General features: G+C 61.8%; 13 protein-coding genes. 3 read left to right on the forward strand and 10 right to left on the reverse strand.

Annotated features, from left to right (window positions below):
• Nucleotides 1-2: 2 nt before the first annotated feature.
• The 5 genes from rpsG to SHEL_RS07970 form a co-directional block, all read right to left on the reverse strand.
• Nucleotides 3-473, reverse strand: coding sequence for a 30S ribosomal protein S7 (gene rpsG, locus SHEL_RS07950; protein WP_012798748.1), 471 nt, complete (start codon nt 471-473; stop codon nt 3-5).
• Between the two features lie 95 nt (nt 474-568).
• The gene (rpsL, locus tag SHEL_RS07955; protein ID WP_012798749.1) at nt 569-940 is read right to left on the reverse strand and encodes a 30S ribosomal protein S12; all 372 of its coding nucleotides are present in this window, start codon (nt 938-940) and stop codon (nt 569-571) included.
• A gap of 386 nt (nt 941-1,326) precedes the next feature.
• Nucleotides 1,327-1,773 (reverse strand): universal stress protein, encoded by a 447-nt coding sequence (locus SHEL_RS07960; RefSeq protein WP_012798750.1) that lies wholly within the window; start codon nt 1,771-1,773, stop codon nt 1,327-1,329.
• A gap of 136 nt (nt 1,774-1,909) precedes the next feature.
• On the reverse strand, nt 1,910-2,701 hold the full coding sequence (gene proC, locus SHEL_RS07965) for a pyrroline-5-carboxylate reductase (RefSeq protein ID WP_012798751.1): 792 nt from the start codon (nt 2,699-2,701) through the stop codon (nt 1,910-1,912).
• Between the two features lie 108 nt (nt 2,702-2,809).
• A complete protein-coding gene (locus SHEL_RS07970; RefSeq protein WP_012798752.1) occupies nt 2,810-3,745 on the reverse strand; it encodes a manganese-dependent inorganic pyrophosphatase in 936 nt (311 codons plus the stop codon).
• Between the two features lie 126 nt (nt 3,746-3,871).
• Here SHEL_RS07970 and sdaAA point away from each other — a divergent pair, with 126 nt between their 5' ends.
• Both sdaAA and SHEL_RS07980 read left to right on the forward strand, forming a co-directional pair.
• The gene (sdaAA, locus tag SHEL_RS07975; protein WP_050749559.1) at nt 3,872-5,515 is read left to right on the forward strand and encodes an L-serine ammonia-lyase, iron-sulfur-dependent, subunit alpha; all 1,644 of its coding nucleotides are present in this window, start codon (nt 3,872-3,874) and stop codon (nt 5,513-5,515) included.
• A 3-nt stretch (nt 5,516-5,518) separates the two neighbouring features.
• Nucleotides 5,519-6,148, forward strand: coding sequence for a CPBP family intramembrane glutamic endopeptidase (locus SHEL_RS07980; RefSeq protein ID WP_012798754.1), 630 nt, complete (start codon nt 5,519-5,521; stop codon nt 6,146-6,148).
• Nucleotides 6,149-6,173: 25 nt separating this feature from the next.
• On the opposite strand, the gene SHEL_RS07985 is transcribed toward SHEL_RS07980, so the two are convergent.
• The 5 genes from SHEL_RS07985 to SHEL_RS08005 form a co-directional block, all read right to left on the reverse strand.
• Nucleotides 6,174-8,492, reverse strand: a complete 2,319-nt coding sequence (locus tag SHEL_RS07985) for an ATP-dependent helicase (protein WP_012798755.1) — start codon at nt 8,490-8,492, stop codon at nt 6,174-6,176.
• Between the two features lie 117 nt (nt 8,493-8,609).
• Nucleotides 8,610-9,554: an undecaprenyl-diphosphate phosphatase gene (locus tag SHEL_RS07990; RefSeq protein WP_012798756.1), complete on the reverse strand. Its 945-nt coding sequence runs from the start codon at nt 9,552-9,554 to the stop codon at nt 8,610-8,612.
• A gap of 888 nt (nt 9,555-10,442) precedes the next feature.
• The gene (gene thrS, locus SHEL_RS07995) at nt 10,443-12,203 is read right to left on the reverse strand and encodes a threonine--tRNA ligase (RefSeq protein WP_012798758.1); all 1,761 of its coding nucleotides are present in this window, start codon (nt 12,201-12,203) and stop codon (nt 10,443-10,445) included.
• Between the two features lie 116 nt (nt 12,204-12,319).
• On the reverse strand, nt 12,320-13,138 hold the full coding sequence (locus tag SHEL_RS08000) for a hypothetical protein (protein WP_012798759.1): 819 nt from the start codon (nt 13,136-13,138) through the stop codon (nt 12,320-12,322).
• Nucleotides 13,132-13,698, reverse strand: a complete 567-nt coding sequence (locus tag SHEL_RS08005) for an SGNH/GDSL hydrolase family protein (protein WP_012798760.1) — start codon at nt 13,696-13,698, stop codon at nt 13,132-13,134. Before SHEL_RS08005 ends, SHEL_RS08000 begins: the two co-directional genes overlap by 7 nt.
• A 90-nt stretch (nt 13,699-13,788) precedes the next feature.
• Here SHEL_RS08005 and SHEL_RS08010 point away from each other — a divergent pair, with 90 nt between their 5' ends.
• Nucleotides 13,789-14,400, forward strand: coding sequence for an ATP/GTP-binding protein (locus SHEL_RS08010; RefSeq protein WP_012798761.1), 612 nt, complete (start codon nt 13,789-13,791; stop codon nt 14,398-14,400).
• Nucleotides 14,401-14,419 lie beyond the last annotated feature (19 nt).

Below are 14,419 nucleotides of genomic sequence, written 5' to 3' on the forward strand. Positions count from 1 at the left end.
TACTAGAAACGATAGTGCGAGAACGCACGGTTGGATTCGGCCATCTTGTAGAGATCCTCGCGACGCTTCACGGAAGCACCGGTGTTCTCAGAGGCGTCGATGATCTCCTGAGCAAGGCGCTGAGCCATGGTGTGCTCCTTGCGCTTGCGGGAGAAGTCGACGAGCCAGCGGATGGCCAGGGTGGTGGCACGACGGGGTGCGACCTCCATGGGGACCTGATAGGTAGCGCCACCGATACGCTTGGGCTTGACCTCCAGCGTGGGGCGAACGTTGTCCATGGCCTTCTTGAAGACGGTCAGCGGATCCTGGCCGGTCTTTTCGGCGACGATGTCAAACGCACCATAGACAATGCCTTCTGCGACGGACTTCTTGCCGTCCAGGAGGACCTTATTGATCAGCTGCGTGACCAAACGATTGTTGTACCTTGCATCCGGCTGCACTTCGCGGCGGGTTGCTGCTGCACGACGCGGCATATTATTGCTCCTTCATGTTCTGTGCGTGCTTCGGGACGTACATGTTTTCGTCCATTAGGCTTTCCTTTAAAGCCCGCACGGCTTAATCCTACTTACTACTTGGGGCGCTTCGCACCGTAACGGCTGCGGGCCTGCTTGCGACCATCAACGGGCGTGCAGTCGAGAGCTGCACGGATGATCTTGTAACGAACGCCGGGGAGGTCCTTAACACGACCGCCACGGATGAGCACCATGGAGTGCTCCTGAAGTTTGTGGCCTTCACCGGGGATGTACGCGGTGACTTCCATGCCGTTGACCAGACGGACACGTGCGACCTTGCGCAGTGCCGAGTTCGGCTTTTTAGGGGTGGTGGTGTACACACGAGTGCACACGCCACGCTTCTGGGGGTTACCCTTGAGCGCCGGGGTCTTCCTTTTGTCGACCTGCTTGGCGCGGCCCTTGCGGACCAGCTGGTTAATGGTAGGCAAAGTTCTTCTCCTTCTTTCGCCTATTTCCTACGTCGGCCTGCCCGGTTCGCCGTGACATCAAGGGCTCACCTGGCATGACCTTGTGTTTTCCACGCAGCTGAAGCGCACGAAAACAAGCGCCCCCTCGGGACGCGAAGTGGTACTTTACCAGCCCTGACGTGGGGTGTCAAACGCCACGCGTCCGGGTGTATCCATACTCTCCATATTTCGTTTTCCCAGTTCAGATGGGTATTCGTAAGAACCGTGCGCATGAATGCACACACTTTGCCGACATTTCAGGAAAAAAGTTTCGAGAAAGAGGGGGCATAATGCAGGCGCCTGGCCTGCAAGCCTGCTAAAACATGAAGGGCCCGCCCCTTTTGCGGGCAGGCCCTTCATGTATAAATCTACTTGATGATGAAGATGGGGCAATTTGCACCACGCAGCACAGCAGTGCTGACGGAGCCGAACGCAGCGCGGACGGCGCCCAAGCCGCGGCAGCCCATAATGATGAGGTCAACATTGTGGCTGTCAACGTATTCGCAGATCACCTGATCGGGTTTGCCGGTCATCTGGACCACGTTGAAGCGACCGTCGATGGGGCCGAACGTCTGCTCGATGTCCTTGATGAGCTCTTCGGAGACCTCGCCCTCTTCAAAGGTGCGCATGGGATCCTGGCCGAAGCCCGAGGCCTGCGCAGCCTGCAGGAACATGTATTTGGACGTATCGGATTCCTCGACGTTGAGCACCGTGATCTTCGGATCGTACATGTTGATATAATCCAGCGCCGTAAACAGCGCCTTCTGGGAAAGATCCGAACCGTCGTAAGGCACCAGGATATGGTTGTAAATCATTGGTCTTCTTCTCCTCCCTGTTGCTTGTCTCATTGACTTCACCACGTATTCCGGCTTCGACCGTCTGAATCGAAAGCCCCAAGCGTGGCTGCACCTACATTATACAGGATGAATATCCCGCATGATACAGAACAGCTTACAGGTTGCGGGCCTTTTCGCAGGTCGCCTCAAGCCCTTCGATGACTGCCGAGCGGAACCCGGCCTTCTCCAACGCACGCAGGCCGGCTATGGTGGTGCCGCCAGGCGAGCAGACCGCATCCTTCAGCTCGGCAGGGTGCTTGCCAGACTCGATGACCATCTTGGCAGAGCCCAGCACCGCCTGCGCGGCGTATTGGTAGGCCTGCGCGCGGGGCATGCCCTCGATAACCGCGGCGTCGGCCATAGCCTCGATGAACATATATACATAGGCAGGAGAGCAGCCTGCGATGGCGGTTGCCGCGTCGATCAGATGCTCGGGGATGACCTGTGCGCGTCCGAACGATGTGACGAAATCCATGACCGCCTGCTTGTCCGCTTCGGTGCAGGCGTCGTTGTAGACGACGGAGGTCATGCCCTCTCCCACCGCCGCTGGCGTGTTCGGCATGAGCCGCGTGATGCGGGTGCACTTGGTTGCTTCAGCAAGATAGGCAAGGGTTTTGCCGGGGGCAAGCGACAGAAGAAGCGTATCGGGTCCCAGGGCTTCGGAAAGCCCTTCGAGCACCACGGCATACACCTGAGGCTTGATAGCCAGGACCAGCAGCTCGGACTGCGCGGCAACCGTGTTGTCGGTGGTCACGTTCACGCCGAACTCGGCCGCCACAGCATCGGCCTTCTCCTGAAGGGGTTCGGCCACGATGATGTCGGACGGGGCCACGTCGCCCTTGGACACGACGCCGCGCAGCATGGCGGAACCCATGTTGCCGCAGCCGATGAAACCGATTTTATACATATGCATGCCTTTCACCTGTTCGAGCAGAACGATTGGGGCCGCCCTGCATCTTGAATGAAGACAGCCACGGCCAAGCCGTGGCTGTTCGATTGTCTGTTCGGGAAGTGCTTAGGCGCCAAGGACCGCTGCCGCGATCTGCTTCTTGCGGGAGAGCACGCCGGGCATCCACACGCCGCCGGGCTGGCAGGTGATGTCGAAGATAGCGTCAACTGCGGCGGTGTTGCCTTCCACCAGCAGCTGCGTGCCTTCGGCCAGGATGTCGGTGGCCATGAGGATTGCGAACTCATAGCCCTTGGACTCGCACAGGCCCTTCATGTATTCGCGGATTTCGTCCTCGCGGTCGAGCACGGCCTTCAGGTCGACGGTCTCTCGCTGTGCGATGTAGACGACCTTGTCGCGGTACGCGAATTCCTTGGAGTCGGCGCCGACCAGCTTGTCGATGTCCATTTCGGACTCGCCGCCGCGCTTACGGAAGAGCTCCATGCCGAATTCGACAGGATCGACGCTCAGCAGCGTGGACAGGTAGGCCACCTGGTTGTGGTCGAAGGGCGTGGTGGTGGGCGACTTCAGGATGACCGTGTCGGTCAGGCAGGCGGACAGCAGGCACGCGGCGATGGGCTGCGGGATGGGCAGGTCCTCGGCGCGGAACAGACTGGTCACAATGCCTGCGGTGGAGCCGGTGGGACGGTTGGTGAACGGAATGGGAGCCGCGGTCACCATGCCGCCGATGCGATGGTGGTCGACGATTTCGACGATCTCGGCGTCCTCGATGCCGTCCACGGACTGGCGGACCTCGTTATGGTCGACCAGGGCCACCTTGTCGCCTTCGCCAACACGCTCGATGAGCTCGGGCTCCTCCACGCCGTAGCGTTCGAGGTTGAAGGCCGTTTCAACGGGCAGCGGGCCCAGGCGGACGGGCTTATAGACAGCATCGATGCCGTCGCGGGCGCAGATGGCGTTCTTGAAAGCAGCAAAGCCGATGGCGGCGGAAATAGCATCGTTGTCAGGGTTCTTGTGACCGACGACGTAAATGGTTTCAGTCATTGTGTTCCTTTCGTAATTGCCGTGAAATTACAATTGGCTAGTGTACCATAGCCCTACTTGGAGACAGAACAACCTGGGCTCTTTTGCCCGTGAAACGCACACGTTGGATGTTTGGAGGCGAGCGTTTTGAAGGCACTGGGAATCCGCGACATCATCGGGCCCATTATGATCGGCCCCTCGAGCTCCCACACGGCAGGCGCGCTGCGCATCGCGTCGATGTGCCGGCGGCTCCTTTCTGCCGAACCCGCTCAGGTCACGTTCACCCTGTACGGAAGCTTCGCCCATACCAGCTTCGGCCACGGAACCGACCGCGCCTTGCTGGCGGGCCTTCTTGGCATGGCGGCCGACGACATCCGCATCCGCAACTCGTTTCAGATCGCCGAACAGGCGGGGCTGGCATTCGAATTCATTCCGAATGCCACCGAACGTGTAAGCCACCCGAACACCGTCGACATCCATGTGGTGGACGTAGACGGCACCGTCATGGACGTCCGCGGCGAAAGCATCGGCGGCGGAGCTGCGGTCATCACCCGCATCAACGGCGTGGACGTCAGGCTGGACGGCGAATACCACAGCCTGGTCATCAGCCAGAAAGACGCCAAGGGCGTGCTGGCCTACATCGCCAACTGCCTGAACGTCTTCGGCATCAACATCGCCACCACCCGCATGTACCGCAAACGCAAGGGCGACGTGGCGTTCACCATCATGCAGACCGACGACGAGATTCCCGAGGCGGCCCGCGAAGCAATCTGCTGCAACCCGCTGATCTTCGACGCGCGCATCATCAAGAGCGACCTGATGTCCGACACCCGTGCACCCGTGCGCGCCGACGAGGCCGATACCATGCAGGGGTTCGGCGTCGGCATGGACCCGCATGACGCCGAGGTGCTTTTCGAACAGATCGACTTCGCATCGGCGGCCGACCTGCTGGCGTACTGCAACGCCGAGAACCTTGCGTTGAGCGAAGCCATCTGCCGCCGCGAACGCTGCATCCTGGCATCCAACGGCATCGCCGTGGACGACACGAAACATTACTTGCAGCACGCGCTTGCCGTCATGCGGGAATCCGTGACGACGGCCTTGGACGACCCCTCCCCCTCCATGGGCGGGCTTCTGGGCGGCGAGGCCCGCAAGCTGGCCGATTTCGACGGAGGAATCGGCGACTCGCTGCTGTCGACGGCCACCCGCTACGCCATGGCGGTGCTGGAGACCAACGCTTCCATGGGACGCATCGTCGCCGCACCTACCGCAGGGTCTTCCGGCGTCGTGCCTGCCGTGCTCTTCTCATGCCAGGACCGATACGGATTCGACGACGAACAGGTCCGCGAGGCGTTGGCCTGCGCGGCTGCCGTCGGTTACATCATCACCCGAAACGCCACCGTGTCCGGAGCCGAAGGCGGCTGCCAGGCCGAGGTGGGAGCCGCATCCGCCATGGCCGCAGCCGCCGCCGTCCAGCTGTTCGGCGGCACGCCCGAGCAATGTCTGAACGCCGCAGGCAACGCGATCGTCGGCCTGATGGGTTTGGTATGCGACCCCGTAGCGGGCCTGGTGGAGGTCCCTTGTCAGAAACGCAACGCCACAGGCGCTGCAAACGCCCTGGTGAGCGCTCAAATCGCACTGGCAGGAATCGGCAACATGGTGGACTTCGACCAAACGGTCGAGGCCATGCACCGCGTAGGCAAGTCCCTTCCCTTCGAACTGCGGGAAAGCGCATTGGGTGGCCTTGCGAACACGCCCGCGGCCTGCGCGTACTGCGAGAGCAGACGGTAGCCTTTGGACCCCGAGCGCAGACAGACCGACCCGACGCTCTTCTTCCAGGTCGCAGCTCTCATCACGGAGCTTCTGGCGATCGCGGCGGTTGCCGCCTTCGACAAGCTGGCCTTGGGCGGCGAAGGCGGCATCCCCTTCGCATCAGGATACCAGGCGAACACCGTCGCCATTGTGAACTGCGTGCTCATCGCCGTCGGCGTGGGACCTGTCGCAACCGCAGCGTTCGACTTTCTGGACTCCCCCGACGATAAGGACGCATCCGTCAGTCGGGGTCGAGGCGGCAGACCGTTCGGAACCGGGGCCCTTCAAGCCTACGGCCTGCCCGCATTGGCGGCGCTTATCGAGGAGCTTCTGTACCGCGGCGCCGTCATGGGCCTGGTCGTCGACGTCATGAATCGGTTCGACCCGGGCATTTCTGCCACCTGCGCACTGGGCGTGAGCATGGCGGTGTTTTTGGCTGCCCACCCGCAGTACCGCACAGGATTATCTGTCGCCCAAGTCACCTTCTCGGGCATGGCGTTGGGCGTGCTGGCTCTGACCACGAACTCCGTGATCGCACCTTTCCTTCTACACCTGGCCATGAACCTGTTCGCCGTGTTCTACGAACGCTGGCTGGCACCTTTGCACCGCTAGGCGGGTCGGGCGCGCCGGCTTCACGCTACAGGTTGATTTTCACGATGGGCGCGTAGTCCTTCAGGAGCTTCTTGGTGACGTTGCCCTTGCTGAATTTGATGTGCAGCGTATCGCCGTCCACCTTCGTCACGCGACCGCGGCCGAAGGTTTTGTGGTCCACGATGTCCCCCACGGCGAACGTGACCCGCGCGGCGGATTTCTTCTCAGCGTTGGGGCTGGTCCGTCCCGTGTAGCTGCGGGGCCGCGTTCCGCCGGCGCTCGACTGTCCGAAGACGCGCCCGCCGCCGGCCTCCTTGCCGCTGCCCGAGATGCCGCGACGGCTGCCGCGCTTCTCCCAGCCGGTTCCCGCGAAGCCGGAACTTCCCAGACCCGCGCTCTTGCGCAGCTCGGAGGGAATTTCGCCCACGAACCGCGAAACGGGGTTGGCATGGGTCTCGCCGAAAATCTGACGCGCGTAAGCGCAGGTCAGATACAAGCGCTTGCGGGCGCGGGTGATGGCGACATAGGCCAATCGGCGCTCCTCCTCCAACCCTTGCGGGTCGCGGCTGGAATTGGAGTGCGGGAACAGGGTCTCTTCCATGCCGGCCACGAAGACGCAATCGAACTCCAAACCCTTCGACGAGTGCACGGTCATAAGCGTGACGAACTGGTCGTCGTCGGTAGCGGCGTCCAGATCGGTGCGCAGACGCACCCACTCCAGGAAGTCCTCCAAGCTATCCGGCGAAAGCTGGCGCGTGTCCGCCAGCAGGTTGATCCCTTCGGGAGGAAGGGCGCTCTCGTCAATCTCGTGGCTTTCCACATATTCGTCGACTACGGAGAGGAACTCCTTGATGTTCTCGATGCGGCTTTCGGCCTCGTCGGTTCGCTCCTGCTCCAGGGCCTGGATGAGCTGGCTTCGGTCGATAACCGCCTCGATCACCTTGCGCAGCTCGCCGCCGTAGCTCTGCGCGTCGTTGATCAGCCCCACGAAACCGCCGATGGCGTTACGGGTGCGCATCTGCAGCGTCTCGTCGGCAAGGCACCACTCGGCCGCCTGCATGAACGTGAGGTTGGAATTGCGGGCCACGTTCTCGATGTGCTCGATGGTGGTTTTGCCGATGCCGCGGCGCGGCTGGTTGATGACGCGCTTGGCCGCCATGTCGTCGGCAGGGTTGATGCACAGGGTGAGGTACGCTATGACGTCGCGGATCTCGGCGCGGTCGAAGAACTTCGTTCCGCCCACGATGCGGTACGGCACGCCGGCACGCAACAGCATGTCTTCCAAGGATCGTGACTGCGCGTTCGTGCGATAGAACACGGCCATCTCCTCGTATGAGACGCCTTCGTTATGCAGCTTGTCGATTTCGCCGGCGATCCAGCGCCCCTCGTCGCGTTCGTCGGACGCCATGTACACGAGGATCTTCTCGCCGTCGCCCGACTCGGTGAACAGGCGCTTCTGCTTGCGCTTGGTGTTATGCGCGACCACGGCGTTGGCAGCGTTCAGGATGTTGCCCGAGCTGCGGTAGTTCTGCTCGAGTTTGATGGACCTGGCCTGAGGGTAGTCCTGCTCGAACTCGAGGATGTTGCGGATGTCGGCGCCGCGCCATGAGTAAATGGACTGGTCGTCGTCGCCTACCACCATGATGTTCTGATGCTTGGCAGCCAACAGCTTGGTAATGGCGTACTGGGCGTGGTTCGTGTCCTGATACTCGTCCACCAGCAGGTAGCGGAACCGGTCCTGATAGGCCTCCAGCACATCGGGATGGTTCTTGAACAGCAGATACGTGTACATGAGCAGGTCGTCGAAGTCGAAGGCGTTAGCCATCTTCAGGCGTTCCTGATACACCGCGTACACGCGCGCCGTGACTTTGGAGACGGGGTCGCGGGCCTCGTCGGCATACACGCCGGGCGCCTTGAGCTCGTTTTTCGCCTGGGAGATCTTGCCGCGGATAGAATTGACCGGCCAGCGCTTGGGATCCAGGTCAAGCCCTGCCATAACATCTTTCAACAGGCGTTTCGTATCGTCGTCATCGTAAATGGTGAAGCTTTTGGAGAAGCCGAGCAGCTCGCAATCGACCCTGAGGATGCGCACGCACATGCTGTGGAACGTGGACACCCACATGCCGCGGGCCGAAGGGCCCACCAGGCGCCCGAGACGTTCGCGCATCTCGTTGGCGGCCTTGTTGGTGAAGGTGATGGCCATAATCTGCCAAGGCGGCACATTCAGATCCTGAACCATATGGGCGATGCGGTACGTGAGCACACGGGTTTTGCCGCTGCCTGCGCCCGCAAGCACCAGGAGCGGACCCTCGGTGCACAGCACGGCCTCGCGCTGCGGCTCGTTCAGCGAATCGATATCCAGCATGTTCTCTCCGTTCCACCCGTCTGTTCGCCGCAACCGGCTATGTTAAGCAAAAGGCCGGGCATCTTCTCACAACCTGCAGACACCACGTGTCCACGGAACGACCCAGCAAGAAAAAATCTAGAAAAGCAGCGCCTTCACGCCGAAGTAGGCCAACACCAAAATGCCGACGACGATGCGGTACACGCCGAAGAGAGCAAAGTCGTTCTTCTTGATGTAGCCCATAAGGAACTTGATCGAGATGACCGACACGACGAAGGCCGTCACGATGCCCACCAGCAGGACAACCGCTTCCACCGAGGTCATGATGGGGCCGGTGGCAGACGCCATAGCCGCCATGTACTTGACGATTTTGACCAAGCCCCAGCCGAACATGATGGGGATGGCCAAAAAGAACGTGAACTCGGCCGCCGCGGTGCGCGAGCATCCGGTGAGCATGCCGCCGATGATGGTGGCGCCGGAACGGCTGGTGCCGGGGATAATGGCCAGGCACTGGAACAGGCCGATCTTCAGAGCGGCCTTCCAGTCGATGTCGTCCACCGTCTGGATGGCGAACATACCGTCCGGATCGACCGAACCGTCCTCCAGCCGAGGCGCTTGGGCACCGATGGCCCCGCCCTGCTCGACCAGAGCCTCGTAGTTTGCCAGTTTCTCGCGGTTGCGTCGTTCAAGCACGATAAACACGACGCCGTAGAGGATCAGCATGGATGCCACGACGGCGGCGTTGTAGAAGTGATCGCCCACCCAGTCGTCCAGCAGCAGGCCGACTACCGCAGCGGGCAAGCATCCGATGACGACCATGCCCCACAGGCGCCACGTGGCACGCCGTTCCTGCGCGGCCTTCTTGCCAGAAAACGGGTTCAGCTTGTTGAAATACAGGATGATGACGGCCAGGATGGCACCGATCTGGATGACCACCAGGAACAGCTTGAGGAAGTCGTCGGAAACGTTGAGCTTCACGAATTCGTCGACCAGGATCATGTGGCCCGTCGACGAAATGGGCAGCCATTCGGTAACGCCCTCCACTACGCCGATGAGGAAGGCCTTCAGTATTTCAAACAACATGTATGGTTCTGCTTTCTACTTAATGCCGATGCCCGACGACGCCGATCCGCTCCGGGCGGTTCGCAACAGGTGGAAGCACGGCGGCCGTACCGAGCTCGGACGCTGCATGTGCATGCGCCGGTGCGGCCACGAGTCGTTCGCCATGGCGACGATCCCGATGATGCCGGCATCTTGCGGAATGCGGCTCGGCCGACGGCCGGTTCGACGGCGCGTCGCTTTCGCGAACGGCCCACCGAAGGACATGCCGCCCGGTTTTCCACGGAGGCTATTCTATAGGCTGGCAACGGCCACGGCCCCGCTGCCCCTCCGTTCCGACAAAAGGAACAGAACGACCGCCCAGAGCACCACCCGTTTAGACGAACGGGACGTTGGGGACGGAGCCCTTTGTCCCGTTTGGCAAGGGAGGCCACGGGGCATTGGAGGACGTTGGGGACGGAGCCCTTTGTCCCGTTTGGCAAGGGAGGCCACGGGGAAGGACCACTTTTGCCCATTACCGGCGAGGTGAAGGTTGGGCCGGCGTGCAACCCCGCGGCATCCTGCTCCTCGGTTCGAAAACCTCGTTTTCCGCCAGAAAAAACAAGTAGTGTACGACTTTGGGAAGACATGGGTCGCGCATGTCATATCGGCGAGCTTTTGACCTGGGGTTACGCATGGTTGCATGTCTCTGGGAGCGAAGCGGGGCCGAATGGTCGTGCACTAGTTGATTTTCTTGGCGCAGAAGCTGGTTTTGGGCTGAAGGAGCGGGCTGGAGATACCAAGAAGTGTCCCCACTGACTCAAAAACGTGCCAGTTGGAAACGTCCCTACTGACACAGAACGACCGCCCAGGAAAGCGGTCGTTCGGAAAAATGGGGCAAAGGGGACTGTCCCCTTTGCCCCAGGTATGCAGCTAGCGGCGTTCGGCGATCTCGGCCGTGATATCGGCGATGAACTCGTCGAGCTGGCGGGCGACCGTCTCGTTGGAGCGGTCGCGGACGCTGATGTATTTGCCGTCGCGTTCCTGCTCGCCAAGGATGAGCATGTAGGGAACACGGTCGGTGGAGCGTGCCTCGCGGATCTTATAGCCGATCTTCTCGTCGCGGGTGTCGACGACGGCACGGACACCGGCGTCGCGAAGGACCTGGCCCACCTCGAGGGCGTAATCGCGGGTCTTCTCAGACACGGGCAGGATCTTCACCTGCAGCGGAGCAAGCCACGTGGGGAACTTGCCCGCGTACTGCTCGGTCAGCATGCCGATGAAGCGCTCGAAGCTGCCGAAGCCGGCGCGATGGATCATGATGGGGCGCTTCTTGGTGCCGTCGGCGGCCATGTACTCAAGTTCGAAGTTCTGGGGCAGCTGGAAGTCCAGCTGGATGGTGCCGCACTGCCAGGTACGGCCCAAGCAGTCCTTCAGGTGGAAGTCGATCTTGGGACCGTAGAAGGCGCCGTCGCCCTCGTTGAGGATGTAATCCTTGCCCATCTTCTCCAGCGCCTCGCGCAGGCCGTTTTCGGCGCGCTCCCAATCCTCGTCGGAACCCATGGAGTCCTCGGGGCGGGTGGACAGCTCCACCTTGTACTCGAAGCCGAACTGCTGATAGTACTCGTCGAACAGGCGTGCAGTCTCCAGCACGATGTCGGAAATCTGCTCGGGCGTGACGTAGATATGGCCGTCGTCCTGCGTGAAGGCGCGCACGCGGAACAGGCCGTGCAGGGCGCCCTTCAGCTCATGACGGTGGTCGAGACCGGCCTCGGCCAGCTTCAGCGGCAGGTCGCGGTAGCTGCGCGGGCGGCTCTTGTAGATGAGGCACGCGCCGGGGCAGTTCATCGGCTTGACGGCGTAATCCTCTTCGTCGATGACCGTGGTGTACATGTTCTCTTTGTAGTGGTCCCAGTGGCCGGAGGTCTCCCATAGCTTGCGGGACAGGATCTGAGGCGTTTCCACCTCGTCGTAGTTGTACTTGGCCATCATGTCATGCCAGTACTCGATGAGGGCGTTCTTCAGCTTGGTGCCGTTGGGCAGCCAGAACGGGAAGCCCGGGCCCTCGTCGGCGAACATGAACAGTTCCATCTCCTGGCCGATCTTGCGGTGGTCGCGCTTCTTGGCCTCTTCCTGGATGCGCTCGTACTCGGCGAGCTCTTCCTTGGAGGCGAAGGCGATGCCGTTGATGCGGGTGAGCATCTTGTTGTCCTTGTCGCCCTTCCAGTAGGCGCCGGACACGGCGGTCAGCTTGAAGGCCTTCAGGGCCTTGGTGTACAGGATGTGGGGGCCGACGCACATGTCGACGTATTCGCCCTGCTTGTAGAAGGTGATGCGGGCGTCGGGGTCCAAATCGCCGATGTGCTCGACCTTGTACTGCTCCTGACGTTCTTCCATGTGCTTGATGGCCTCTTCGCGGGGCAGCTCGTAGGTGGAGAACTTCAGGTTCTCTTTGCAGATCTTCTTCATCTCGGCTTCGATGGCGGGCAGGTCGTCCTCGGAGATCTTCTCGTCGCCCAGGTCGACGTCGTAGTAGAAGCCGTTTTCCGTGGCAGGGCCGTAGCCGAAGTCGGCCTGCGGGTACAGACGCTTGATGGCCTGCGCCATGATGTGCGCAGCGGAGTGGCGCAGGACATGCACCTCTTCCTCAGCCGGGCACTCGTCCACATGGCCGTCGTTATATAAAACCTTCATCAGGACCTCTTCCAATCAGGAGTGATAACACAAGGTTGCATATTAGCACGTCGAATGCGGACGTGGTCAAATACACGGTGGAACCACAGATGAAAGTGCGTGAAACCTCCGTGGAACTACGCTTCGAGATACATGTACAGCCGCTGCGCGTAGCCGATCAGCTCCGGCGCGTGTGAGCAGCGCAGGTAGCTGGGATCGAAATCGTTGCCGCCCAGGCGCACACGGTCTAGCCCGTCCGCGTCCTTGAGAATTCGATAGAAGCGCACCGCATCCACCCCGGAAACCGGGCGACCGCTGAAAAACGCGCGGATGGCTTCCTCCCCCTCCGCATCCTCACGGTCGTGCCATGCGACGGCGAAGTACACCCTGTCGTCATAGGCGATGGATCGCCCCGCCAGCGTGGCGCGGGCGTATCCGCGCTGGGTGTCTTCGCAGAAGCGCTTGTAGTATTTGGCGGCGCGGGCCCCGTGGCCCGTGTCCAGATAAGGGTCGGCGCGTCGCGAGTCGTGAAACGACGCCGCCGCAGCCAGCGCCTCCAGGTCGGTGTCGGACAGGCCCTCGAGCTCACCCAACGCCTGGGACAGCATGAGCACCCGGCCCCAGTGGGGACGGAAATGGATGGAACCGCCCGTGGTCCAAGGGTTCAAATCCGTGTTGATGAACGCCAGCCAGCGCAGAAACGTGTCGCGGGCTCGCTCGGATGGAGCCAGCTCGGCCAGAGCATGCAAGGGACCGTTCGCCATGGATTCCGTAGCGACCTCCTTGCCGATGATCTCGGCGAACCGCGGGTCCAGCATAAGGTTGTCCCAGCTGTAACCCATGTCTTCGGCGAACTTGAGGAAATGGGGCGCCACCGCGCCGTCTTCGGTGTGCAGCGGGGTGACGGAGTAGTGCGCCAAACCCTGGGCCTGTTGCAATGTTATGTCGTCTACCATGGCCGAATGCCCTTCCCCATCGTTTCTGCCAGCACGAGCGCCGCGAGCCGCGACCCCGCAGGACTCGGATGCACGCCGTCTGCAGCATACAGCTCATCGGCCGATCCCGCACGAAACGGCGCGGCGACATCCGCCAGAAGCGCCCCCGAATCGGCGGCCGCCTGAGCAAAGGCCTCGGCCATGCGCAGGCTCATGTCGTCGTGGGACATCCCCAGTTTGACGAGCTTTGCGCATCCCGCCCGATAAGGCCAGGTGCCGTAGATTACCGGCTGCGCCCCCGCTGCCTTGGCGGCTTCCGACAGCGACGCCACGCTGCGGGCATAGGCCGTAGGCGACGTGGCAGGGCCGTGGCTCATCTCCTGCATCACCACGAAATCCCAGGCCTCGTTTGCAAGCGCCGCCTGAGTGAGGGCCCCGTTGCGGGTCTTCGGGTTGAGATGCTCGGCCAGGCGCGCCCCGCCCCGCGCATGCACCCGGACTTCGGCCGTCAGGAGCTCGGCCAGCATGTCCGGCATGTGGTTCGCCGTGGTCAGACTGTTTCCCAGCATGAGTATGCGCATGGCAGATCCCTTCTAGCGTTCGTTTCACCCACTATACCCCGAAAAGCCTTAAGATAGGCAGGGTTTCAAAATCGAAGGACAAGGAGCTGCATGAAGCGGACGCCACGCATCATCACCGTCGTGCTGACGGGCGGTCCCTGCGGCGGTAAGTCGACGGCCGAGCGCCTCCTGCACGCACATGCGTGGCCCGCAGGCTGGCAGGTCGTTTTCGTCGAAGAGTCCGCCACGGCGCTCATCAAAGCGGGTGTGACCAGGGAGTCCTGCGGCGAGCAGTACGCGTTCCAGTGCCGCGTGATCGAGCGGCAGCTCGTGCGCGAGCAGGACGCTCTTGAGCTTGCGAGACAATCGGACTCCGACACGGTCGTCGTATTCGACCGAGGAGTCCCCGACAGCGATGCGTATCTTGCCCCGGCCGAATACCGGCAGGCCTTGGCCACGTACGGGATGACGCCCGAAAGCGCCCTGCTGCGCTACGATGTTGTGTTTCACCTGGTAACATGCGCAATCGGAGCAGAAGATCACTACGAGACCACAGGCAATGCCGCCCGCCGCGAAACCCTGGCCCAGGCTGCCGCCGTCGACGCCCGGCATGCCGCCAGCTGGTCGGCGCACCCCAGGCTTGTCACCTTGCGCAACGGCCAGGGCTTCGACGCCAAGATGGACGCGCTAATCGAGTACATCCAGGGCCTCATGCGCTCCTAAGAACAGCATTCGACACCGC

The sequence above is a fragment of the Slackia heliotrinireducens DSM 20476 genome (genome assembly GCF_000023885.1).
GTDB classification, from domain to species: domain Bacteria; phylum Actinomycetota; class Coriobacteriia; order Coriobacteriales; family Eggerthellaceae; genus Slackia; species Slackia heliotrinireducens.